The organism is Leptothoe sp. ISB3NOV94-8A, from assembly GCF_043421595.1.
In the GTDB taxonomy this organism is placed as follows: Bacteria; Cyanobacteriota; Cyanobacteriia; order Phormidesmidales; family Phormidesmidaceae; genus Leptothoe; species Leptothoe turfae.
This window is the reverse complement of sequence record NZ_JAXSQW010000005.1, coordinates 1-24,384: the sequence shown is the minus strand read 5'-3', so window position 1 is coordinate 24,384 and position 24,384 is coordinate 1. Positions and strand designations below refer to the sequence as shown.

Here is a 24,384-nt window from a genome sequence, read left to right as displayed (position 1 = left end):
AGGTTATCTCATTCACATGATTACACCTGTACCCTTGTCTTCGTTATTTCCTTTTTGGCAGCCATCATGTCAACTTTCCCTGAAAACCATGCGTTGTCACCGCCCTCAAGCCATATTCATCAGCCTAATGTAAAGACAAACCTAGAGCAAATGTTCCTGTTAATCGAAGGAATTTTGCCCTTTGAAGCCTGTCTCTATTATCAGGTTCTGCCGCTTTCAATTGAGGGTAGTAGCCTAAACCTGGGCATGGTAAACCCTGACGATACTAAAGCTGCTGACTATGTCAGACGTCAGGTCTCTTATATTAATTGCTCCATTGTCTCAAGGCCCATATCGTCTGACTGGCATCGGGAAATTCTATCAAAGTTTTTGAGCCACTCAGCCAAAAACCGCCAGGCTTCTCAACCCTCACAATCTAAGGCTAACGCTACGTCCAGTCCATTTCAGGATCAGCCTACGCTGGTGGTAGGAGCTCCAACTGAGATTATTGAACACCCCCATGGGGTTATTGCTGAGCAAACGACAGCGCCTCAGCAGTCTGCCTCGCCGCCGCCCGTGAGAGCAGGGAAGGAGGATAAAACAAATAGTGCAGATATGCCACCAGCTCCCTTGAGTATTGAGTTAGAAGAGTCGGTAACTGACCTAGAAGAATTGCCATCTGAGGAATCATTATCTGCGGCAGAACCAGCGCTATCTGAGCACGAGTCGCTCGTACTCGAGCCACCAGAACCTGCCAACGAGCCATCAGTACCAGCGGCTGAAGAGCCCTTGTCACCACCCACCGATGAGCCGTCGGCGACCGCCGTTAAAGAACCCACAGCAGAACCTAGCCCGGAGGTAACCTTTGATCCCAACCGATTGAATCCCAAAGAACTTACCCAGATCTTATTGAAACGGCTGATTACTCAAGAAGGGATTGGACGACTTTATCTAGAACGTCAAAGCACCACCTGTCGAATTCTTTGGAGTAAAGATGGTGTTGTGCAATCAGTTGTCAGCGATATTTCCCCTCAACTTTTCCAAGGTATCATCAATGAACTCAAACGTATGATGAGTCTTTCCTTGATTCCCGTCCGTAAACCTAAGCAAATCGAAATCGAACGCATCCATAACCAGAAGCGAATTTTGCTACGCTTCCGAGTCATGCCCGGTGACCATGGAGAAGAGGCCACCCTACAAATACTACGGGGAGCAGCTCTGAAGTTTTATCAGCAGCAGCAAATGGATAACTTGGGCCGTGATGCGCTAGGCATAGCTCAAGATTTGCAACAACGCATCGACGATCTGCGAGCTCAAGCACAGCGAAATCTTGAGGTTCAAGACGACACAAAACAAAAAACGCTACCAGCGATTATGACAATGCTCAAACAAATGGAGCAACAGCTTCACGACATCCTTGAGGCATCGGATTAAATGTCAGCATGACTGCGCTATGGCCAGATTATCATTCAGAAGCCGAGGGTTGCTTCGACTTGCGCCAACCTTGAATTAAGCGGCGAAAGTTGATAGAAAATTCAGCAATTCCCAGTAGACTGCCTGCTTCATCCTCTTGCCAGGATGCAGACAACACACCATAGCTGAGGCCAATGGTTCCCAACCCAAAAAAGCCCAGGGAAACGATGAGGACAACGACATTGGGAAATTCAACAATGTGCTGAGTCAGCAGAACATAGGCAATCACAAACGAAGACATACCTAAAGCGGTAGGCACCCCAGCAAATACTGCCATTCGTCGAATCATACGACGACTGACCACTTCTGGGATACCCATTTCTTCCTTTTGGGTCTGCTTACTTCGTTTGCTCGCTTGCTTGTCTGACTTCTTAATGCCTGAGCCTGATTTTTGAGGCTGTGATGCTTGGCTAGATGGAGCAGCTTTATCACTTTGCCGCCTATTTGACTTAGGCTCAAAGGGCAGCGACTCACGCTGAGATTCAGAAGGCATAAACCAGTTGATCCTAGACTGCGTGTTTGAAGGTGATGAATATCACCACCTTGTATCTTAGCCGCGGATACCCAGCTTTTTAATCAACTCCTGATACCGACTAGAATCCTGCTTGACCAAGTAGGCTAGCAAGCGCTTACGACGACCGATCATACGCAATAGACCTCGTCTAGAGGAATGATCTTTTTTATTAGCCTGCAGATGCTTACTCAGCCGATTGATCTTTTCAGTGAGCATGGCTACCTGCACATCTACAGAGCCAGTGTCTGTTTCATGTACCTGATAGTCAGAAATAATTGATTGCTTTTGTTCTTGCAGGAGCGCCATAGAGCTTACCGATTACAGTCTGTGGAAACGAATAAAGTTGAACCTGTGAGCATGCACAATTCAACGCAGGATTTTGTATTGTACTACAGCAATGCTGGTCAGATGCCATAACTCTAGAACTTGTTCCGTCCTAAGTTTTTCCATACCGCTATGTAGGTACGGCACGGTATATCATGCAAGCGTGGCTATCTTCTAGCAAAGCAGCATGGTCATATCTACATCGTAGGCAGAAACTTTACAGAACAAGGTAGGAAAACTAGACCTTATTTTCTGGGAAATCTTCTAGCAGATGTAAGGAGAAATAGGGTTCATTTTTATGCGTCCTGCCCTAAGAACGTATCTTTGTCACTACTTCAATAAATTGCCCGCTACTGGGGTTTATTAGCCTTGTGGTCGCGGTTTTAAAAAATAGATTACTTTCTCAATGTTTTAGTTGAGGTTACTCGATTTTGCTGTTTAAAACGGCCAAATCATCCCCGATAATAATGACCTCTTTGGGTTTAATTCTTTGAGAAACGGTTTAAAGCTTTTTTGAAACCTGAGTTCCATACAGTGTTCGGCATTGTCTTTGTTTTGTTGCGTCAGTATTCTTGCTTCGTCTGATAAGCCTGCTCATGTTCCATTCTCTATTTTCTACGTCCTATGCATTGGCCGTTTTGCTAGGAGGTATTGCTCTGGCGACCCCAGGATTTGCTCAATCATCGCCTTTACCAAAGACCGATAACGAGGCTGTGGAGTTAGAGTCGTCTTTGGTAGAGGCGGAGCATGGTCAACTGGTCCTAAATGCCATGGATCCAGCCGATAGTATTGAACCTCCTGGTTTAGATGTGCGGCCTGGCAATGGCGTGATTAGCCCGTTCTTAGAGCTGGCCATGCAGCAAGAGCTTCATAACTTGATGGGGCGCTTTGAAGGTGCTTTGCTGCATGGCTATGCTAGTGGTCAACCAGCAGAGTTAGCATTGACCTCCATGCGCACTGACGGTAGCCTCAGCGCGAGTTTGGGCGGCGCGAGTTTGCCGACTCCCCTGTCCCATCCTGCGTTGGAAACGGCACAGCAAACTCTGGATGATTGGCAAAATCTGATCGCTCAAAGAGACTATGGCACTGCTCGCCAGCGATGGCTTGAGTCTCGTCAGGCTCTCTGGAATGCGTTTCCAGTTGAGCAATCTTTGGCCCACGCGGAAGTTCGTGCCATGTGGTTAGACCGCGGCACGATTGTGCGTGCTGGATCGGAAGCAAAGTTAGCAGATGTTTTTGACCGTCTTGCTGCTGCCGGTATCAATACGGTCTTTTTTGAGTCCATGAATGCCGGCTATCCTATTTACCCTAGTCGCATTGCTCCTCAGCAGAATCCCCTAACCCGTCATTGGGATCCGTTGGCCTCAGCTATAAAACTGGGCAAAGAGCGAGGCATAGAAGTTCATGCCTGGATTTGGTTATTCGCAGCTGGGAATCGTCGCCACAATGCGCTGTTAAATTTACCAGCCAGTTACCCAGGTCCCCTCATTAACGCTAACCCTGGCTGGACTGGCTATGACCGCCAGGGCCGTATGGTGCCTTTGGGCCAGGACAAGCCGTTTCTGGATCCTGCGAATCCGGAAGTGCGTAGCTATCTGATGCGTATACTGCAGGAGCTGGTCGAGAACTATGATATCGACGGTGTGCAGTTTGATTATGTCCGCTATCCCTTCCAAGATCCTGGTGCTAATCGCACCTATGGATATGGAACAGCGGCACGGTTACGATTTCGAGATATGACTGGGGTGGATCCAGCGGCGCTCTCTCCCCGTGATAATCCAGCCCTGACTACCCATGAGCAGCGACGTCAGCGCAGGCTCTGGCAGCAATGGACTGAGTTTCGTGTGCAACAAGTGAGTTCGTTTGTGGCTGAGGCTTCTCAGATGCTGCGCCAGCGACGTCCGGGCATCACTGTGTCGGCGGCGGTGTTTGCTAAACCGACCCATGAGCGTGTCCAAAAAATTCAGCAAGACTGGGAAACTTGGGCAGAACGTGGAGATGTAGATTGGATCGTATTGATGAGCTATGCCATGGATACCAATCGATTTGAAGAGCTGATTCATCCCTGGATTTTAGACGGTAATTATGGCTCGACGCTGATTATTCCAGGTATTCGATTACTGAATTTGCCTGAAATGGCAGCATTAGACCAAATCCAAACACTACGGGATCTACCGGTGAGTGGCTATGCGCTGTTTGCAGCTGACAATCTTCAACAAGGGATTCAGACGCTGCTGAATAACACTCAGGGCGATACGTCTATGCCGCATTCCTTACCGCAAAGACAACCATTTAATACGGCAGCTGAACGCTATCAGTCGTTACAGCGAGAGTGGGGATGGTTGTTGAGTAATGGTCAGCTATTAATGCGCGAACAGCGAATGGCGCAGTGGGTTGATGATGTCAATAAGTTGGGTGACCAGCTGGCGGATTTAGCAGAGGATCCGTCTCATCGGAAATTAGAGGAGGTGAGATCGCACCTCGATCAGCTCAATCAAGTGATCGATTCTGAGCTGACAGTAAAGTCCCAGCAAAATCGCTACCGACTGCAAACTTGGGAATACCGTCTTGCCACTATCGAGCATCTGTTAGCCTATGGTGAAAAACGCTTCCTATAGCTAGTTGAGGCCACTAGACCATAGCGGTCTCTAGAAGTGATGCTAGTGGTCATTGACAGCTTTATCAGTCTTGGAGCAAGAGAATGATATGCATCAGCTGAGCAATCTCGAGCTACGCTACTCCGGAAAAGCTCACTTGCACTAGTCTTTACCAATGTTTTGGGATTACTGATGTGTTAAAAGCGAGACTTAAAGCCGAATTATCAATGTCATTTATTGAATGATGATTGCGCTGCGTTATGTGTAACTACTGCTTATGTCGTACGGGCTATTTCATACCTATTTGACTGCCGTATAAGTCTGGGAGGAACCTTGTAGATCCTTAAAAAGGCAAGCTAGCATTATGAATATCCATGCCAAAAATAGCTTTATCGCAAATCACATCTACAAACGCGATAAAGCTTTTAAGGCAGTTATAGTTTTATACGACCGTGGGTGCCCAATCTTTTACCATCAATGGGATTTGGATTCTTGTAGAGAAAACAGTTCGGTTAATAGTGGCACTCATATCAAGTATCTGGTTAGCCAGATACTTGCAACCTTCTCAGTATGGTGCTTTGAGCTATGCAATTGTATTTGTTAGCTTGTTCACCAATCTAACCTCTCTCGGCCTTCGTGATGTTGTAATTCGAGAATACATAAATGCCAAAAATAGTCCTGATGAAGAAGGTCTATTAACTGATGTTGTCTTAAACACCGCAATTGTATTGCGGTGTTTAGCAGGGATATTAGTGATATTTTTCATCGTTTTATATATCTTCTTTGGGGTCAACGATCAGCTCACAAAACAAATTATATTAATTATCTCGGTTGGCTTAATTTTTAAGGTTTCAGAGGTTTTTGAATATCCTTTTGAAGCGAATATAGATACTAAATCTACAAATATAGCTAAGGCTATTGTATGGACCTCAAAGATGGCTGTTTTAGGTATATTAATCTATTACAAACAACCAATATATGTGCTGGCTAGTTTAATTCCTGTCGAAGCTCTGATTTCGTTAATTTTTCTGTTTTTTATATATAGAAATAAAAAATATAGATTTCAGCCCTTGCAACTTTTCTCTAGACAAAAAGCGGTCGATTTACTGCAAGATAGCTGGCCATTAATGATCTCAGGATTAGCAGTAATCATATATATGCGTGCTGACCAAGTTATGTTGAAGTCAATGGTGGGAAATTATGAGGTAGGCATTTATTCGGCTGCAGCACAATTGATTGAAGCCATTTATGTATTTCCTGTTGCTATCATAAATTCAATTTTGCCTAAGCTTATTCAGGCAAAATCCCAAGAAGATACTATTTTTATGGCACAACAACAACGCCTATATGATGCTACGTCTCTAGTCAGCTACGGACTTATTAGTTGTACATTTATCTTATCAAGAACTTTGGTTATCTATATATATGGGGAATCATATGCTAAGGCTGGTGTAATATTAGCTCTTCTTGCATGGAGTATATTACCAGTTACATTAGGAGTAGCTCGCAATAGCTTTTTTATTACTGAAAACTGTCCTGGTATTAAGCTGCAAATTGTTTTAGTTTCATGTCTGTTAAATGTAGGATTGAACTTTTGGTTAATACCAATTCTATCTAGTATCGGTGCAGCTATCGCTACGTTGATTTCGTATTATTTCGCAGTATTTGTAACTTGTTTTTTATGGCGGAGACTTCGACCAACTGGTTACATGCTATTGCAAGGGTTATGGCCTGTAAGATTATTTGATTCTAGTAATCCCTAATTTAAGACCTTTCAATAACAGACAGTATGAAATGTTTATTTGGCAGACTATTAATAGAACTCAAGAAAAAAATTAAACAAAAACAGCCTGCTCTTGATGCTCTGGGACCAGAATTAGAAAAGTACCTTAACTATTCTGGTGGTTTTTTTATTGAGGTTGGTGCTAATGATGGTTATTCTCAAAGTAATACTTATTTTCTGGAAAAAGAAAGAGGTTGGTGTGGAATTTTAATTGAAGCAATTCCTGATTTGTATAAAGAATGTAGACAATTAAGATCTAACTCTACAACCTATAACTGTGCTTTAGTGTCGTCTAATTACTCAGATTGTTATATTACTATGCATTATGCCGGTTTAATGTCTTTAGTAGATGGAGCTTTGAAACTAAGGTCAGCAGAGAAAAAGCACATTTCCCGAGGGCTGAAAGTTCAGTATATTCAAAACTCATATACGGTAAAGGTCCCTGCCAGGACACTCACCTCTATTCTTAATGAATATAGCGATGTGCCTGAGATAGACTTTTTTTCCTTGGATGTTGAAGGTTATGAAGAGCAGGTATTACAAGGGTTAGATTTCAAGAAGTATTCTCCAAAGTATATTTTAGTGGAAGCAAGGTTCTTTGATGCGGTTCATAACTGTCTTAAGGGGCGTTATAACCTTTTAAAGAAAATTAATAAATTTGACTGTCTTTATCAACGAAAAGATCTTAGTGATTAAGTGTTGATTTGATCGTTTTCGCTAGTATAAAACCTGTTGATAAAGTGTTTTTGCGTTCTTTTGAATGGTCTAATTCCTTGTCGTTAGCTTTTGAAAAGCTATACCTGATTTTGCGAGCGAATATAGATGAATACTGTGCCAGTAGCTATAGTTGTTTTCAATCGACCTGACCTCACAATTCGTGTTCTTGAACGGTTAGCATTAGTCAAACCTAAGCAGCTGTACATTATTGCAGACGGCCCAAGGGTTGATGTGGCGAACGAAGTTCAGAAATGTCAGCAAGTTCGCGATCTTTTTCTAGAGCTCGAATGGGATTGTCAGGTTTATAAAAATTTCTCTGAGGGCAACTTGGGTTGTCGTCGTCGGGTAGCTAGCGGCCTCAATTGGGTTTTTTCGCAAGTAGAAGCTGCCATCATCTTAGAAGATGACTGTTTGCCGGAGATATCGTTTTTTTGCTTTTGCACTGAGTTGCTAAATCGTTACAAAGCAGATAAGCGCATTATGGCTATCTCGGGGAATAACTTTCAATTTGGAAAACAGCGTACTTCAGATAGCTATTATTTTTCCCGATATCCCCACTGTTGGGGGTGGGCAACTTGGAAAAGGGCTTGGCAAAATTACGATGCTGATATGACTTATTGGCCAAGCATTAATAGTAGTGGATGGCTCAGCGATATTTTAGGAGATCGATTTGCTAAACAATATTGGCAGCATAAGTTTCAGCAAACCTATGAAGGCAAAATCAATAGTTGGGCTTTTGTGTGGACATTCTCGTGTTGGTTGCAAAGTGGATTGTGTATCTTACCCAATGTAAACTTAGTCTCTAATATTGGTTTTGGCGAGTTAGGCACTAATCATACCTATTGGTCTTCTCCATTCGCCAGGATGGCAACCTCTCCTATGGAATTTCCTCTAAAGCATCCTTCTATGGTTGTCCGTGACGCTCAGGCTGATGCATTTACACAACGTCATCAGTTTGGTCGTTGGGCTCGTGGTCACCGTAAAATTCGTGCCTGGTTGCAGCGTTGAAGGATAACTTTTTCAAATATCAACGCGATTATGGTGGTGTCTTAATGTCTTCTTTCAACTGCGCTGTTTGTCATTGTAATAATCATAAACTTTTGCATTCTCTAGAATATGGAACCCTGCTGTCTTGCCAGTGTTGTGGTGTTGTGGCTTTTTCTCCACGACCAACAGATGAAGAGTTACAAGCTTTTTACAACAGCGGTTATCATGATGACTTTAGTAAAAGTGCGATGGCGGATACTCTCTTTGCACAAAACCGCTATCAAGCTTTAGAAAAGGTTTTGAGGCGTTATGCCCCAGATCTGGTTGCCACGCCAAGGCAAACATTATTAGATGTAGGGTGTGGAACAGGCGATTTTTTGATGGCTGCCCAACAAGCCGACTGGTCTGTTACGGGTACAGACCTTGCGACGGCGGCTGTTGAGCGGGCGAATCAGAAGATAGGTGGCAAGGTATTTCAAGGTGATATCACAGTGCTTGACTTGCCTTCTTGTGCCTATGATTTGATCACCAGTTACCATGTGATTGAGCATTTACTGGAGCCAGTTACTCAATTAAGACGCTGTTATGAGCTGCTAACTACAGGTGGGGTGTTGTTTTTGGAGACACCAAATATTGGAAGCCTAGGTGCTAGGTTACGTGGCAAACAATGGTCCCACATTATTCCACCAGAGCACATTATCTATTTTTCCCCCTTTTCTCTGAAATATGCGCTCAACCAGGCTGGCTTTGAACGAGTTATTGTTTATACAACTGCGCCTCAAGTGGTTGAGCGTACTGCTCATTGGCCTTTCCCGCTTAAAAAAATGGCAGATTTTATTTATCAGATTGTTCCCCACATTGGTTTAGGCGCAGCTGTTCAAGCAATAGCATTTAAGCCTTAGAGACAGATTATGGTTGCCAATACCCATTACCCATTGAAGTTGTTATATACCCTAACAACCTATCCTCCTAGTGTTGGTGGTGCACAAATTCATCAGCATTGCCTAGCGCAGGCATTGACGAATTGTCAAATCCAGGTCGTGAGTCATTGGGAGAAAAATCGCACCGATTGGTTGCTGGGGACAACTCTTAATGCTCCTGCAAAATCTCATAGCTATGAGATACAGGGTATTCCTGTGCATCGTTTAGATACCAGTTTAAGTAACAGATTAAAAATGTTGCCTCACGTATTGATGTACTATCCCCGGATGAAACCATCCGTTCAAAAACTTTCTGATATTAGACTTCCCCAGCTAGAGCCGTTTGTTGCTGATGCTGATTTGGTTCACAATGTCCGTATTGGCAGAGAGGTGCTAAGTTTTGCTTCGCTACAGTTAGCTCGGAAACATGATATCCCTTTTGTTCTAACGCCAGTGCATCATCCCCGCTGGGTGGGTTGGCGATATCGTGTTTATCTTGATATCTATCGTAGGGCTGATGGCGTATTTACTCTGACTAATACAGAAAAACAAATTTTGACTAATTTAGGGGTGGCAGCAGATAAGATCTTTGTGATTGGTCATGGGCCAATTGTTAGTAATAATAGCTATCCCCAGAAGTTTCAAGATGTTTATGGAGTAAGGGGGCCTATGATCCTATTCTTAGGACAGCACTATGCTTATAAGGGGTATCGGCAGTTGCTTGCGTCTTGTCGACGTGTTTGGCAGAGTTATCCCGATGTGCAATTTGTGTTTATTGGACCTGCGGTAAAAAAATCAGAGCAGGTATTTCAAGAATATGTAGATCCTCGTATCCATCGTTTAGGGGTTGTTGATTTAGCAACAAAAACCGATGCTTTAGCTGCTTGCGATATTTTATGTGTTCCTTCCTCTCAAGAGAGCTTTGGCGGTGTTTATACAGAGGCATGGTTGTTTCACAAACCTGTGATTGGGTGCAATATTCCGGCAGTAGCAGATGTGATTACAGATGGTGTTGACGGTTTTTTGGTAGAACAGACTGCTGAATCGATTGCGGGTCGACTGTTAGAGCTATTGGGGCAACCCAAAGTTGCTAATGCTATGGGGGAGGCAGGCTATCAAAAAGTGCAACAAAAGTTTGCTTGGTCAGCTATTGCAACAAAAGTTGATAAGGCGTATCGCAAAATTCTAGCTAGATAATGCAAAGTAGAAAGTATAGCTGAGAAGGTACCGCGACCTGGGTGCTGTAAATGTTTAGGCGAATTTTAGGGATACGAATTGATGGAACTAGTTATCAGGAGGCATGCGATCGCATCTCCCTCTGGGTCCACACCAAACGATCCTGCTACATCATTGCGGCCAATGTCCACGTAGTCATGACTGCCTATTGGAACCGAGCCTATCGTCGGGTACTCAACCATGCGGCCCTGGTCACCCCCGATGGTATGCCGTTGGTCTGGGGGCTACGCCGTTTGGGAATTGCTCGCCAGCCACGGGTGTATGGTCCCGATTTGATGCTGGCCTGGTGCGATCGCGCCACCCAAGAACAACTACCTATTTACCTCTATGGCGGCACCGATGCGATGTTGCAGTGTCTGGTGCAAAATCTACAGCAACAGTTTCCAGATCTGATAATTGCAGGCACCCACGCCCCACCTTTTCGCCCCCTGACCTCAGCGGAAGAAGCAACCGATATTAAACGCATTCATGAATCTGGAGCCGCTGTCGTGTTTGTCGGGCTAGGCTGCCCGAAGCAAGAAGAATGGATGGCACGTCAGCAAGGTAAACTAAACGCCGTGATGATGGGTGTTGGAGCCGCCTTTAGTTTTCATAGCGGCGAAGTTTCCCAGGCTCCCCGGTGGATGATGGCTTGGGGGTTGGAGTGGGTCTATCGCCTTTACCAAGAGCCTCGCCGTTTATGGCGGCGATACGTACTGAACAATACGGCATTTCTACTATTATTTGGACTGCAGTTAATGAACCATGCAATGCGGTCTATCCTAAGGCCAGAGCATTCGTCAAGTTGACATTTGCTCAAAGGGCGCTAGTTTCCCAAGCTGTTTAATGAAAGAGCCATCTTTTCTCAAGCCAAGCCGCAAGCAAAATTTTGGTATTGGTATTGGTACAGATGATATTCGTGATGCTCACGGGAGTCATCCTCTCCGGCGTTTAGATTGGAGTAATGCCAGGGTTTTGACTTTGGTTCTGAGTGATATTTTGGCCCTGGGGCTGGCATGGCAGCTAGCACGTTTTTTGAATCAATTTTATTCTCCAATTCCTGAGCCCTTGGTGTGGTGGGTGTGGTTGGGGCTGCCCAGTTTGTTTTGGCTTTTTGCAGGGGTGACCTTACTACTATTTACTCACTTTGGTTTGTATGGCGCTACGGTCAGGGCAAGGGATTATTTGCGAGCCTCACAGCTAGTGAGTTGTGTTTACTTTTTATCGTTGGTACTGGCTTATTTTTATGATCCAAAACTGGATGCTCCCCGGTCACTTTTTTTTAGTGCTTGGGTGAGTAGCATTGTATTGGTTATGATTAGCCGTTTATTTACGACTGGGTTACTGACACATCTTCAAGGGGCTCGATCCCCCTTACGAGTATTTCTAATTACTAAGCCAAGCCGTATGCATCGCTTGTCCAAAACCTTAGAACAGCGCTCGAACTATCGCGTTGTTGGGGCTGCCATGGTGGCAACGGCCAATACAGACATAACATTTCGGCAGATTTTAGCGGCCCAACCGGATGAGGTGCTGGCTGAAGATGTTCCTGATGTGGAGCTTGCCTCAGGCCTGTATTGGCGATTGCGCAGTGCTAAGATTCCCTTGCGACTGCTACCATCAAGTCGAGAAATGCTGTATCGACGCGGAATCCCTGAAATTGTAGCTGGGTTGCCCACGTTAATGATTGAAACGTCTATTTTTCAAAGTGTTGACTATCGCCTGAAGCGTTGGTTGGATTATGGGTTGGCTGTTTTAGCGGTTTTAGTGCTGAGCCCGGTGTTTATTGGGATTGCGATCGCTATTCGCTGCACATCTCCCGGACCTGTCTTTTTTCGACAAGATCGCATGGGTTTAAAAGGCAAAATCTTTAAGGTGTGGAAATTTCGCACCATGGCGGTGGATGCTCCCCTGCGCCAGGCTCAGCTAGAGCACCAAAACCAAACGGCGGATGGCATTATGTTTAAGCTCCAGCAGGATCCACGCATTACCCCCGTTGGTAAGTTTCTACGCCGCACAAGTTTGGATGAGCTGCCCCAACTGTTTAATGTGTTGCTGGGGCAGATGAGTTTAGTGGGGCCACGCCCCCTACCGCTCCGCGATGTGGCTCACTTTGAGCCTTGGCACCATATTCGTCATCAGGTATTACCTGGGATTACTGGCCTATGGCAAGTATCAGGTCGGTCTGACATTGAAACGTTTGACGATGCTGCCCGGTTAGATTTGCACTACATCGATAACTGGTCTCTCAATCTGGACTTAGAGATTATGGTAGCCACACTACGCATTGTGCTAACAGGCCTGGGTGCCTATTAAACGGTGCCAATAAAAATAGTAGGGTGCCATTAAAAGCATGCTGATCACAATATGACTATGGGCAGTACCTTAATTTTTTGCCTGCTTGTACGGTAATGGAATTATTTAAGCGATTAACCACCTATGACAGTTTGTTAGGGGTAAGCCTGTTAGGGTTTGCGACGTTTGCATGGTTGCCTGACAGCTACTTTCGCATGGTGAGTTGGCCCTGGGTGTTGGTTTGGCAAGGCGCTTTTTTACTAGTATTTGGTATTTGTATTGGGCGTTTGCGACGCTTGCAGCAACCCTTTTATCTTTTAGGATTTGGGTTTGACTGGCTGATCTTAGGTCTATTTCTATGTCTTATTGTTAGCAGTTTGATTGCGCCTTTTCCGTTGCTAGCTCTGCAAAATAGCCTATTGGTGAGCTGCTATGTGATTTTGATCTATGGATTATGTAACAGTCGATTTAGCGCTCTACAGCTATGCCAGGGTGTGGTTTGGGTAGGTGCGATCGCAGCTATTATCAGTCTGGCATTATGGCGACCCACGCCAGCAATGTGGTTATCGAGTAATTTCTATGACGCAATTCGTAACCGTTTTCCCCTAGGTCATCACAATTTTACGGGTGGTTATTTTGTGTTGCTATTGCCAACAGCAGTGGGGATAGCGTGGTTGCAATTGGGCTGGAAACGTTGGGTATATGGCCTATTGGCGGCAGTAATTACGATTGCCCTCTATGCCTCTGGATCACGGGGCGCATGGCTGGGGGGAGTGTTGCTGCTGCTCCTTACCCTGACGATGGGCATTGTTCGCAGTCGAGGTAAGGCTCGTTTAGGTGTGCTGCTGCTAGCACTACTGACGATTTGTCTAGTCATGGGAGTGCTAATGAGCAATCCACGTATTCGCTCGTTAGTTCCCATCGATATCGGCTCTGCGCCACAGACAACAACGTTAAGGCCGGTGACTGATGGCCCTACGTCAGATCGGTTCTTTATGGCTCAAGCTGCCATTAACATCTTGCAAGATCGGCCGTTAGGTTTAGGTCCGGGTAATTTAGGGCGAGTTTATGAGCGCTATCGCCCCTTAGAAGTCGGTACTGGACTCAACCAGGTGCAACAGTTACACAATTTGCCTCTGCAAATAGCAGCTGAGTTGGGGGTAGGTGGCCTCGCGTTGTATGGGGGAGCTGTGATTTGCCTGGTCCGATTACACCGACAGTTCAAACATCTGGCCTCCCCCCAGCATCGGCAGCTGAGCTTAATGGCGACCCTAGGTTTTTTGGGGTATGGCGTTTCTAGTTTGACTGATTATCAACTAGAAAATATTCCCATTGCCGTTACTTTGAGTGTGTTGTTGGTGTCTCTCCTTAAACTAGGGCAAGAGTTGACGTTTTCTACCTTTTCTAAGTCCACTGGGCGGGTGGGAAGCTTGCTTCTTCTGATCACGGTCGTACTGATAGTACAAGTCTGGCTGCGTGCGGATCTTGCTTTGTGGATGACGCATCAAGGCGTATCACTGACTGGTCAGGGCAACTTGAGTCAAGCTAACTCGAAATTTTACAAAGCGTCTACCCTAGCTCCATGGGACCCCATACCTGCCGCCCTAGGGGCGCAGCAACTCAGTAGCCTAGCTGAAACGGCTAGCGACGAGAACCAAAAAATATTGCGAGAAGAAGCTATTCAGCTATATCAGCAAACGCTGCATGTTGCTCCCAATGATATTTGGTTTAATCAAAATTTAGCGGTTTTAGCATGGCAATTGGGCCATGTTGAACAAGCCCACCAGGCGATTACTAAGGTTGTGCAACTCAGTCCCAGAAGTAAAAACCACAGCTATTATTTGCTAGGGCTAACCTACCAGGCAATGGGTAACACTGAGTCTGCGATCGCAGCACTCGCGCTGGAATGTTTAATTAATCCCCAGGTACTCACCTTCCAAAGCTGGCAACAGGAGTTATCTCCCTTACGAGCAGCTGTGTTTACCCGAGTATTGCAACACTATCAAACAGTTCTATCAGCACTAGAACCCAATCACCCCTTGCATAGTCCTTTAGCAGCCCACATTACGACTCTGAAATGGTGGGCTAATGCCACATTTCAGGTTCAAAATTCCGACGATGGTCGCCTTCTCCATCAGGCTTTGTTCACCATAGAGAAAAATCCTGAACAAGCGGCTATCTTGCTAGATCGCTGTATTGTTGAAGCAACCGATGATGTATCAGGATGTCGTTTACTCAAAGCGTGGCTACAGACCAGTTATCTGCCAGATTATTTGGAGGCTGTTGCTCTCAATTCCCTAGAAAAAGAGAAAGTGCGATCTCATATCCTCACTGAACGCACCCTGAAAGATTGGCTCTGGTCTACTACACAACCCGTTTTTAATAATCAACGGGTGGGTCTGGCTTTGCTGTACCGCAGTTACTATGCAAAACGTGTTTCATCTATTTTGTTGCCTGAAAACCTGCGTCAGTTTTCCATACCTGTCTCACTCAATCTCTTTTCCCTATCATGGCCTCGAGAATTTCCCCCCTTAGATCACCTGGTTGAATCTCTGCGAACTGAGGCTTTTGGATTACCCCACCCCACTCGCAATAACTTTAAGTTTTCCCACTTCCAAAACTCTGACGTTTCTTAACCCCATTGTGCATGTCTACTTCACCACCAGAATCCCATACCCCATCTAAAATTGTCTCACTGCGGACAGAAGATGGCAGCCTGATTGGACTACTGACGGTCAGTCTTTATATCTTATTTACCTTATTACCCAGCAGTCATTCTTTGATGGTGTCCTGGCCTTGGGTCGCTGTGTGGCAGGTGGCATTGTTGTTGCCCATTGTCTGGTTGTTGTGGCAACTGTGGTTTAAGCCCATAGACCAGTTTAAGTTGGGGGCAGGGTTGGATTGGCCCGTAGCGCTGCTAGTTGTCGGGTTAGGGGTTTCTACCATCTTTGCTGAATTTCCAAACCAGGCCCGTTGGTACACATGGGCGGCACTAGGCGGAATTGCTGCACTCTATGCATTATCTGGTTGGCTAAAGACACCGCAACAGGCGATCCGGTTACTTAAGTTTCAGGCGAGTCTGGGGATTGCGTTTATCTTAGTCAGTCTCTATCTTTGGTTATTTCAGACTTACTTTCCAGAACTTGAAAGGTTGGCTGCGTTAGAACCCTATGGTGTTGCCCAGCAGTTTAATTTTGGTGTGACTAGCTTGCGTAACTGGTATCCCTTGGGGCATCAAAACTATGTGGCCGGGTACCTGGTTTTGATTTTGCCCTTGTTGTTTGGCTTAGCTATTCATGATCGTGGTTGGCAGCGTTGGTTATGGGGCATTGGCTGTTGTTTGGGGTTAGCAGATCTATATACGGCCAGCTCTCGGGGTGGGTTGTTGGCTCTGGTGTTGACGGTTGCGATCGCCCTTGTCGTTGTGCTGTTTCGAAGTCAGATTCCCCGCCACTTAACGCTACCGGCTGGAGGTCTATTGCTGTGTCTCTTAATTGCGACCACCCTGGGCAATAGTCGAGTTCGGCGACCCCTATTAGCTCTTTTACAAGGCAGAACCAACAACAGTGAGCTAGGGTATCGAGCCATCACTAATGTAATTGGCTGGCGCATAGGTTCAGATTACGCGTTAACTGGAGCTGGTCCTGGCAGCGTATTACAGCTTTTTCAGAAATATCGGCCTTACTGGGCTGGACGTGAAGCCGAGCTACATTTTCAGCTACATAGTACCCCTGCCCAGCTGTGGGCAGAACTAGGTTTTTGGGGGATAGCAGCTCTCATCAGCTTCTTGGGAGTGTTGAGTCGGTTGACTTGGTGTTGGATGAAACGATCAAACTCTTTTTTAGCACCCCATCTAGTCTGGGGTCTTATCGCAGGTCTATTTGCCTATGGGCTCATGAGCTTGACTGATTATCAAATTGATACACTGGCTATTAGTGGGGTTTTGATAATTTATACCGTGGTCCTTGCCAAGGTTTATGATGCAGACAAAGGTTTGATTTCTTTCCCTAACTCTCAGAAATTGAAATTTTCTAGATTGTTGACTGGGTTAGGTCTGGGATGTGTTGTAGTTGTAAACTTGTGGTTAATTCCTATTCATCACGCTTGGGCTATATCTAAACAAGGATTTGATCAGCTCAACCTTGGTAACTTTGATCGTTTTGAACAAGCGCTCATTCAATCACATCATTTAGCTTCCTGGGAACCCTATTATCCTTCTCTGTTGGCCTGGGCCTTGGGGGATTTTAGTTTTCAGGTTAATGGAGAATCTCGTGAGGCTCTCAGAACTGAAGCAATCCGATGGTTTGAATCTGCAAATGCTGTTGCTCCGTATCAAGAATTTGGCCAATCTAACCTGGGCTGGCTATTAACCCAAGTAGCACCTAGCAAGGCTGTTGCAGCGTTTGCTAAATCTGCTGAACTTGTACCCGTCAAGCGTGGAATTTTCTTAGGGTTAGGGGTTGCTTTGTTGCGAAATAATCAACTTGCTCTGGCCACTGATGCATTGACGTTAGAGTTACTACGCTTTCCATTACAGCTGACTAGCTCCATCTGGAATTTGGGAGAATTAGCTCAGGTAAAAGAGTCTGTTTTTACCGAGCTTGAAACACAATACGCTGAATTAGGTGCAGTTCCTGATATTGGGATTGAGCTCAAAGCATATCTGCAACGCCAACAAGGGGCATTACAGTGGTGGCGCGGGGACTACATGTCAGCTGCTCAAAGTTGGTCTGATTTTCCGATGGGGCAGGTATTATTACAATTAACGCTAGAGGATAGTGTTTCTACAGATGCACTACCTAAAGAGATGCTTGGTAGACAAATCATTCTAGCTTGGTTGTTGCCTAAGCAACGGCGCATTTTGTTGGAGAAAGCCTTAATAAAGCCACGCAATGATCTGCCGCAATTTAATAAGGCATTGCCTACAGCGGAACAAGTGGACCAGTTTGTCATAACAATGAATGAAGCCAACAGTTTTGACGACTGGTTAAAAAATAGCGGTTTGATAGAACAGCCGCGCAGCCAACGAGTTGGGTTTGGTACCCTTAGCCGCCATATCGATGGCCCTTTTCCAGTAGACTATGCTCCTCACATGGTAAATCAACCAATTTCCAACACGTTTGGAGATCTATTTTCTGCACCGAGCTTTTCCCCAGAACTCGACAGCAGATTACAGATAGAACGAGAATCCCTTCTCTCTCAAATAAAAGCTAATCAAGACTAATGCCCATAGCTACCTGACTCGCTATCTTTTTTATAACGGACTGTAACCTGGCCATTGTTATTTACTAAAATCGTGCCGCCTAATGCTTGAATGTTATCAATAGCTTTTTGTCGAATATTGTCATCTGTCGCCCTTGCTAAAACATCTGACCATGCACCAATTTGTGCTGGTCTACTGCTTGGATCTGTCTCTAAAAATCTTATCGTTTTACGCGATAAGGCAGCGACAAAAGCTCCTTCTTCATCGGGAGATTTCTCTGCCCAATCAGCTGCTATCTCATGAGAGCTTTTGGCTGCTCTCGTATCTCCGAGAAACAGTAGCTCATCTGTTGCCTTATGTCGCCAGATAAAAAAGGAGCGTGGTGGCAGACTGGGACTCATAGATTTTAAACCTTTTTCCATAAGCCTTATGGACTCTTCTGGTGCACCAAGATACATTGAAAGAGTATTGACTAAGAAAAGATAAGCACCCTCAAATAGAGGATCATTATCGACAATACTTTCAAAATAGTAAGTACTCAGACTGTAGCCTGATTCTCTACGAAGTTTAGAGTCACCAAAGTACTGTAAAAATCTTAAAAATTTCCAGCCAGCATAGAAATTCTCATATCCAAATTTTGGTAAAGAATTTGAGAGAACAAGCTGCTGCTCAAAAAGCTCTTCATTCCATTCAGCGACAATTGCAGTATTATAACCATCATTCTTAAATCTTTGAAAAGATGAGAATTGTATTGTTGCAATACTGAAAATTGATAACAATGCGAAGACTGAAGATTTCATATGAGACATGTGCATACACAGCTTAGTAGCTATCTACATAGTTTCAGCAGCATAATCAAAAATACAAGGTATTCAGACCTCAAATACCTCTGAATACCTTGATTAAAGAAATTGGTATTGCTGAGCCTCGAGATGACTTTAGTTGTGAGACACCGTCAAATAGCAATGACTCTAGACTGGTTCATCTCCTTAAATCAGCAATCGCAAGAAATCAGAACTTATTGCTCTGTAGCCAATGCACCACAATCACTTGCTATCACTAAACCATTTGCGTCAGCAGTAAGTAAAGGTTCATCCTGAGGCACTGCACCTGCTTGATCCTCCTCACAGAGAAGTGTGGTAGAGGTTACCTCATTAGTACCTGTTTCAGTCAACAGATAGGTTGAACCAGCATAGCCTCTCAGCTGAATTTCCCTACCATCTGCAGGAGCGGCAAAAACGGTCGCACCAGTCTCATATTGCGCATCATCTCCAGCAGCTAAACCATCGTTCCATGCACCAGCACCACCAGCATTACTCACACCTAGAATATTTCCTATAGTTGTTGCGGCCTCAGTTGCACCATCACCAAAGAGGTAGTTATCTGACTGTACTCGGATACCAATACCTAAACCAGCAATGTACCTAGAGAAAACAGCTGCATCAAGAACGTAAGCTTGTTGGCCACGATTAATGGCACCGACGTTAGTGACAGCTTCAGTTTGGCGGGCGCGGTTGGCCTGGTTAAGGAATGAGGGTAAAGCAATGGCAGCCAGAATACCGATGATGATGATTACTACTAAGAGCTCAATCAAGGTAAAACCTTCGTTGGCTTTTTTCTTGCTGACTAGGTGCTGTAGTAGCTTTGCACGTAAAGTGGTCTTCATTATGAAATATGTCTCCTTGAGGTTTGGGATGTAGCTTCTCGCTCACAGATTTAAAGCTACCCATGGCGTTCAGATCTCTTATCACTTTGGTTGAAAAGCTGAAAAGCCCTGAAGTAACTTGATTAGCGCTACCTTTATAACCTACCCGCCCATTGAAGTAGACCTATCAGCCAATGTACAGAATTCGCTTAAATGGTATTAAGGCGTTCTACGTGAAATTACTGGGGTGCTTAGCCAGTTAATGTTTGATTTTATGCGCCTCCAAGCCTAAAACCGTTCGATATTATCGAATTTAGCTGTCTGGGCCATGGCTGCTTCTCCGCAGGTTTTGGGTGTCGGAAAGAGCTTGGTGGGATTGGCTAACCCCCGAGTGTTAATGGCTTGCCGAACCCATTGCATGGTTTCCAGGTCAGCAGTGGCAAACATTTGGGGCATATAGCAGCGTTTATCAGCGCCAATGCCGTGCTCACCCGAAATGCTACCGCCAGCTTCAACGCAGAGCTTAAGGATTTCGCCACCTAAGGTTTCAACGGTTTCTAGCTGACCGGGTACAGCATTGTTATACAAAATTAAGGGATGTAGGTTGCCGTCGCCGGCATGGAAAACATTGGCGATGCGGTAGCCATATTTTTGGCTGAGGGCTTCGATTTCATTGAGCACATGGGGGAGCTGAGCCCTGGGGATAACACCGTCTTGGACATAGTAATCAGGGCTAAGTTTGCCCATGGCCGCAAAGGCGGCTTTACGCCCTTTCCATAGCCGCAGACGTTCGTCAGGGGTGGTTGCGATCGCAACATTCCTGGCTCCATTTTCTTGAACAATTTCGCTAACCTTTTGGGCACTGGCGGCCACATCCGCAGGCGAGCCGTCGACTTCGACAATCAAAATGGCCGTAGCGTCACGGGGATAGCAATCTAGAGCGACCACTTCTTCCACAGCGTTGATGCTGAAGTTATCCATCATTTCCATGCCAGCTGGAATGATGCCTGCGCTGATAATTTCAGAGACACTCTTACCGGCCGCTTCCACATTATTAAAATCAGCTAGCAGAGTTTGAGCGCTTTCCGGTGATTTCAGGATACGGAGGGTGATCTCGGTGGCGATCCCCAGGGTGCCTTCAGACCCTACAAAAATACCGGTCAGATCATACCCTGGGGGTTCTGGCATATCACCCACATCAACAATGTCGCCGTTGGGTAAGACCAGCTTGAGCCCCAACACATGGTTCGTGGTCACGCCATATTTGAGGCAGTGAACCCCGCCGGAATTCTCGGCGATGTTGCCACCAATGGAACAGACGGACTGACTAGATGGGTCTGGCGCATAATAGAAGCCAGCACCACTGACGGCTTGGGTGACCCAATTATTGATTACACCCGGTTGCACAACAATGCGCTGGTTATCGTAGTCAATATCTAAAATTTGCCGCATGCAGGCGGTGACAATCAGGACGCTGTCTGACAGAGGGAGGGCCCCGCCGGATAGCCCCGTGCCAGCACCACGGGTGACGAAGGGGATATTGTTGCGATCACACACCTTAACGGCTGCTGCCACTTCTTCGGTGGTTTTGGGCAGCACCACAACGGCAGGCCGTTGACGGTAGCTGGTTAGCCCATCACACTCATACACCAGCAGCTCCTCCTTGCGACGCACAACCTGATCATCGCTGAGGACGTTAACAAATTCCTGAACAATGGGCGTCCAATCGCGTTGTTCAGCTGCTGAGTCTTGTAGTGCTACCTCAGAAGTCATTGATTACTGCCAATAAGTTAGGTCTGTGTATTGATCCTAACGCAGCAAGCTGACTAGTAGACTGGCCTATTTCTAATAGGGACCATGGGAAAATCCCGACAATAAAAAAGCCAACTTAGACAAGCTTTTCCCCATGGAGCATCTTATTGGCGGCATCCAGTAGTGCCTCCTCTAAGTAGGGCTTTGTAAAATAACCACTGGCACCTAGATCGACCGCCATCTGTCGATGACGATCGGCTCCACGAGATGTGAGCATGGCAATGGGAATTTGCTGTAAGCCATCGTCTTTTTGTAGACGAGATAGTAGCTCTAAACCATCCATTCTTGGCATTTCGATATCGCAGAATACAAGGTCACAGGGCAAGCCAGAACGCAGTTTTTCCCAAGCCTCTTGGCCATCGCGAGCCTGTTCAACCCGGTAGCCAACCTTGTTAAAGCTCATGGATAACAGCTCACGAACCGTAATCGAGTCATCCACAATCAACACCGTGGGTTCAGACTTGACTTTTGCAGGCTCTTCAGGCGGAGTGTCCTCTGATTGAGCCCATAACGCTGCATTGGGTTCACGGCGTACGCGCCCCATGGCTAAATCAATTAGCTCTAACACATCGGCAATGGGCATCACTCGACCATCCCCTAAAACGGTGGCACCAGCAATGCCAGTAGGTTTGGGGACCGGACCTTCTAGCTGTTTAATGACAATTTCTTGCTCGCCCATTACCTGGTCAACTTCCAAGGCAATAAAGCTATTGGCACTGCGCAATACCACGATGGAAATCATATTCTCATCTTGATTACCGCCGTATACTCGCCCTCGACCCAGGGTGCGATTAAATGACAGTAAATCTGATAGATTCTGGAACGGTAGCAGTGTGTCACGCCAAAGTATGCAATCTTCCCCTTGATCATTTTTCTGAATACGCTCTCGAGACACATCAAACATGTCTTCGACACCGTCCATGGGGAAGGCTATCCGTGCTTGATTGCTAATACAGCTGAGAGCTTTAGAAATACTGAGGGTTAGGGGTAAACGAATGGTGAAATTTGTGCCGTGCCCTGGTTCAGAATCAATGGTGATATTACCGCGAATGTCTGCCAACGAGGTACGTACCACATCCATCCCAAACCCTCGCCCAGCAAAATCATCGGCCTGGTCCCGTGTACTAAATCCGGGGTGGAACAGTAGGTCGTAGACGTCTAACACAGTCATTGTGTGGGCATCTGACTGAGAAATTAATCCTTTCTGTAGTGCTTTTTGTTTGACAATATCGGGATCAATGCCAGCACCGTCGTCACCGACCGAGATAACAGTCTGGTTACCTTGATAAAACGCACGAACGGTAATCAGGCCTTCCGATGATTTTCCTGCTTGGTGGCGCTCCTCAGGTGTTTCTATCCCATGGGTGATGGCATTGTTCACCAAGTGAGTCATGGGATCATAGAGCTGCTCTAGAATCATCTTGTCAATGAGAATATCTCGGCCTTCTACGACAAGACGTGCCTCTTTTCCACACTTGAGAGAGATATCACGCACAGCCCGAGGTAATCGAGAAGCTGTTTGAGCAAAGGGCACCATCCGGGCCTTATTTAACCCTTCCTGGAGTTGATTGGTGACCTGTCTAAATTGACGAGTAACTTGATCCGATGATTCAACGGTATAGGCAATATCTGATGCAGACTCACGGACCCGCACGATCAGCTCAATCATTTCTTGAGATAACGTGTGAAAACCAGTAAAACGGTCCATCTCTAAGGCATCAAAGGATTCGCCAGTGGCATGATCCTCGATATCTGAATTTTCTACAGAAAAACTAGCAGAGGTCATATGGTATGACTGACGGCTAGATATCAGAGAGCTTTCTAGCAGTGAGCGCTCATAGAGATCACGCATGCGTTGCCCAACGTCATTTAACTGTTGCACTTGGAATAATAAGTTGTCCAAAAACTGACGAAGGCGGTCTTGGTCTTGCTCTAAGGTATTGCGATTAACGACAAGTTCACCTACCAGGTTACTGAGATTATCTAGGTGGCTAACCGATACCCGCATGGTTTGATCCGTCACCATGCGCCGTGCCGATAGCCGATTAGATGTGGGTCTGGGTCTGTAAGTACTTGTGCCACTAGCTGCTGCGGGAGCTAGTGTTTTATCCGTATCTTGTAATAATGCTTCTAAATCGCCAAATTCATCGTCTAAGTCTGTGGTTGATGGTGATTCAGAGCTGGGTTCAGGCAAGTTATCTGGGCTTTCGAGTAGCGCTTCAAGCTCACCAAACTCATTACTGCTGTCTGTTGTGGCTGTGGATGCAGAAAATTCATCAATTTCTTCAGGCAGTTCTGATAGTAAGGAATCTAAGGATTCGAGTCCTGGCTCATCTGATGAGGGCTCAAATATTTCGAGGTTATCGATTGTGTCAGTTTCAATGGGTTTTTCAAGACTCTCAGGCTTTTCATCCTCATTGACAAAACCGGTAACGATACCATCGTCCTCGATATCGAGTAAGTCAAAGTCAAACGTGCTGACAGGAGGCTCGTTCAGCAATTCTGATTCTGTGCTGCTGGCGTCGTTTAGGTCACTGCCTAATTCCAGGGATAGATCAACGTCTGACAGATTTGTCTCTGGCTCATCCAGTTCCTCGTTCAGCAATTCTGATGCTGTGCTACTGACGTCGTTTAGGTTACTGCCTAATTCCAGGGATAGATCAACGTCTGACAGATTTGTCTCTGGCTCATCCAGTTCCAGGTTGTCTAGATCCAGATCGGTTAACAACTCATCAGCATTGTTTTCAACAGTGGAGTCTAAGGCGATATCTGCATCACCCAAGAGATTATCTAAAGCATTATCTGATGTAGTTGCATCAGCACTCGTGACATCACCACCATTGCCAAATAGATCGTCTAGATCGCCTAAGCCAGTATCTAGCGCATCATCGGGTGTAATCTGTTCTAAGGCAGTGTTGTC

The 24,384-nt window shown here is 45.7% G+C and carries 17 protein-coding genes; 11 read left to right on the top strand and 6 right to left on the bottom strand.

Going from position 1 to position 24,384, the window contains the following annotated elements; all coding sequences use genetic code 11:
* Positions 1 to 66: 66 nt before the first annotated feature.
* Complete coding sequence (locus SPB21_RS34940) at positions 67 to 1,413, top strand: ATPase, T2SS/T4P/T4SS family (protein ID WP_499869661.1); 1,347 nt, start codon at positions 67 to 69, stop codon at positions 1,411 to 1,413.
* A 31-nt stretch (positions 1,414 to 1,444) separates the two neighbouring features.
* Here SPB21_RS34940 and SPB21_RS34935 read toward each other — a convergent pair whose 3' ends face one another.
* Positions 1,445 to 1,945 (bottom strand): PAM68 family protein, encoded by a 501-nt coding sequence (locus tag SPB21_RS34935; RefSeq protein ID WP_163668841.1) that lies wholly within the window; start codon positions 1,943 to 1,945, stop codon positions 1,445 to 1,447.
* Positions 1,946 to 2,002: 57 nt separating this feature from the next.
* Positions 2,003 to 2,272 (bottom strand): 30S ribosomal protein S15, encoded by a 270-nt coding sequence (rpsO, locus tag SPB21_RS34930; RefSeq protein WP_163668839.1) that lies wholly within the window; start codon positions 2,270 to 2,272, stop codon positions 2,003 to 2,005.
* A gap of 614 nt (positions 2,273 to 2,886) precedes the next feature.
* On the opposite strand from rpsO, the gene SPB21_RS34925 reads away from it, so the two are divergent.
* The 10 genes from SPB21_RS34925 (at position 2,887) to SPB21_RS34880 (ending at position 18,028) form a co-directional block, all read left to right on the top strand.
* A complete protein-coding gene (locus tag SPB21_RS34925) occupies positions 2,887 to 4,908 on the top strand; it encodes a glycoside hydrolase family 10-like protein (protein WP_499869660.1) in 2,022 nt (673 codons plus the stop codon).
* A 431-nt stretch (positions 4,909 to 5,339) separates the two neighbouring features.
* Positions 5,340 to 6,650 (top strand): flippase, encoded by a 1,311-nt coding sequence (locus tag SPB21_RS34920; RefSeq protein WP_499869658.1) that lies wholly within the window; start codon positions 5,340 to 5,342, stop codon positions 6,648 to 6,650.
* Positions 6,651 to 6,676: 26 nt separating this feature from the next.
* Positions 6,677 to 7,366: an FkbM family methyltransferase gene (locus SPB21_RS34915; RefSeq protein WP_499869656.1), complete on the top strand. Its 690-nt coding sequence runs from the start codon at positions 6,677 to 6,679 to the stop codon at positions 7,364 to 7,366.
* A 126-nt stretch (positions 7,367 to 7,492) separates the two neighbouring features.
* Complete coding sequence (locus SPB21_RS34910) at positions 7,493 to 8,395, top strand: glycosyltransferase family 2 protein (RefSeq protein WP_499869655.1); 903 nt, start codon at positions 7,493 to 7,495, stop codon at positions 8,393 to 8,395.
* Positions 8,392 to 9,276, top strand: coding sequence for a class I SAM-dependent methyltransferase (locus tag SPB21_RS34905; protein WP_499869653.1), 885 nt, complete (start codon positions 8,392 to 8,394; stop codon positions 9,274 to 9,276). The genes SPB21_RS34910 and SPB21_RS34905 overlap by 4 nt, the downstream gene beginning before the upstream one ends.
* A 9-nt stretch (positions 9,277 to 9,285) precedes the next feature.
* Positions 9,286 to 10,491 carry a glycosyltransferase family 4 protein gene (locus tag SPB21_RS34900; RefSeq protein WP_499869652.1) on the top strand — a complete coding sequence of 402 codons (1,206 nt, stop codon included), beginning with the start codon at positions 9,286 to 9,288 and terminating at the stop codon, positions 10,489 to 10,491.
* Between the two features lie 50 nt (positions 10,492 to 10,541).
* On the top strand, positions 10,542 to 11,318 hold the full coding sequence (locus SPB21_RS34895; RefSeq protein ID WP_499869650.1) for a WecB/TagA/CpsF family glycosyltransferase: 777 nt from the start codon (positions 10,542 to 10,544) through the stop codon (positions 11,316 to 11,318).
* Positions 11,319 to 11,355: 37 nt separating this feature from the next.
* Positions 11,356 to 12,825 (top strand): sugar transferase, encoded by a 1,470-nt coding sequence (locus tag SPB21_RS34890; protein WP_499869648.1) that lies wholly within the window; start codon positions 11,356 to 11,358, stop codon positions 12,823 to 12,825.
* A gap of 95 nt (positions 12,826 to 12,920) precedes the next feature.
* On the top strand, positions 12,921 to 15,440 hold the full coding sequence (locus SPB21_RS34885) for an O-antigen ligase family protein (RefSeq protein WP_499869646.1): 2,520 nt from the start codon (positions 12,921 to 12,923) through the stop codon (positions 15,438 to 15,440).
* 11 nt (positions 15,441 to 15,451) lie between these two features.
* Positions 15,452 to 18,028, top strand: a complete 2,577-nt coding sequence (locus SPB21_RS34880) for an O-antigen ligase family protein (RefSeq protein WP_499869645.1) — start codon at positions 15,452 to 15,454, stop codon at positions 18,026 to 18,028.
* On the opposite strand, the gene SPB21_RS34875 is transcribed toward SPB21_RS34880, so the two are convergent.
* The 4 genes from SPB21_RS34875 to SPB21_RS34860 form a co-directional block, all read right to left on the bottom strand.
* Entirely contained in the window at positions 18,025 to 18,807 is a 783-nt protein-coding gene (locus tag SPB21_RS34875; RefSeq protein ID WP_499869644.1) for a hypothetical protein, read from the bottom strand. The genes SPB21_RS34880 and SPB21_RS34875 overlap by 4 nt on opposite strands.
* Before the next feature lie 218 nt (positions 18,808 to 19,025).
* The gene (locus SPB21_RS34870; RefSeq protein WP_499869642.1) at positions 19,026 to 19,673 is read right to left on the bottom strand and encodes a type IV pilin-like G/H family protein; all 648 of its coding nucleotides are present in this window, start codon (positions 19,671 to 19,673) and stop codon (positions 19,026 to 19,028) included.
* 267 nt (positions 19,674 to 19,940) lie between these two features.
* On the bottom strand, positions 19,941 to 21,425 hold the full coding sequence (gene glcD, locus SPB21_RS34865) for a glycolate oxidase subunit GlcD (protein WP_499869640.1): 1,485 nt from the start codon (positions 21,423 to 21,425) through the stop codon (positions 19,941 to 19,943).
* A gap of 115 nt (positions 21,426 to 21,540) precedes the next feature.
* A partial coding sequence (locus SPB21_RS34860; protein ID WP_499869638.1) for a hybrid sensor histidine kinase/response regulator occupies positions 21,541 to 24,384 on the bottom strand: 2,844 nt, incomplete at its 5' end.

What these genes read in the sequence shown, in the direction of transcription:
- SPB21_RS34940 (WP_499869661.1), top strand. Translation starts at nt 67, where the DNA reads ATGTCAACTTTCCCTGAAAACCATGCGTTGTCACCGCCCTCAAGCCAT.
- SPB21_RS34935 (WP_163668841.1), bottom strand. Translation starts at nt 1,945, where the DNA reads ATGCCTTCTGAATCTCAGCGTGAGTCGCTGCCCTTTGAGCCTAAGTCA.
- rpsO (WP_163668839.1), bottom strand. Translation starts at nt 2,272, where the DNA reads ATGGCGCTCCTGCAAGAACAAAAGCAATCAATTATTTCTGACTATCAG.
- SPB21_RS34925 (WP_499869660.1), top strand. Translation starts at nt 2,887, where the DNA reads ATGTTCCATTCTCTATTTTCTACGTCCTATGCATTGGCCGTTTTGCTA.
- SPB21_RS34915 (WP_499869656.1), top strand. Translation starts at nt 6,677, where the DNA reads ATGAAATGTTTATTTGGCAGACTATTAATAGAACTCAAGAAAAAAATT.
- SPB21_RS34910 (WP_499869655.1), top strand. Translation starts at nt 7,493, where the DNA reads ATGAATACTGTGCCAGTAGCTATAGTTGTTTTCAATCGACCTGACCTC.
- SPB21_RS34900 (WP_499869652.1), top strand. Translation starts at nt 9,286, where the DNA reads ATGGTTGCCAATACCCATTACCCATTGAAGTTGTTATATACCCTAACA.
- SPB21_RS34895 (WP_499869650.1), top strand. Translation starts at nt 10,542, where the DNA reads ATGTTTAGGCGAATTTTAGGGATACGAATTGATGGAACTAGTTATCAG.
- SPB21_RS34890 (WP_499869648.1), top strand. Translation starts at nt 11,356, where the DNA reads ATGAAAGAGCCATCTTTTCTCAAGCCAAGCCGCAAGCAAAATTTTGGT.
- SPB21_RS34885 (WP_499869646.1), top strand. Translation starts at nt 12,921, where the DNA reads ATGGAATTATTTAAGCGATTAACCACCTATGACAGTTTGTTAGGGGTA.
- SPB21_RS34880 (WP_499869645.1), top strand. Translation starts at nt 15,452, where the DNA reads ATGTCTACTTCACCACCAGAATCCCATACCCCATCTAAAATTGTCTCA.
- SPB21_RS34875 (WP_499869644.1), bottom strand. Translation starts at nt 18,807, where the DNA reads ATGAAATCTTCAGTCTTCGCATTGTTATCAATTTTCAGTATTGCAACA.
- SPB21_RS34870 (WP_499869642.1), bottom strand. Translation starts at nt 19,673, where the DNA reads ATGAAGACCACTTTACGTGCAAAGCTACTACAGCACCTAGTCAGCAAG.
- glcD (WP_499869640.1), bottom strand. Translation starts at nt 21,425, where the DNA reads ATGACTTCTGAGGTAGCACTACAAGACTCAGCAGCTGAACAACGCGAT.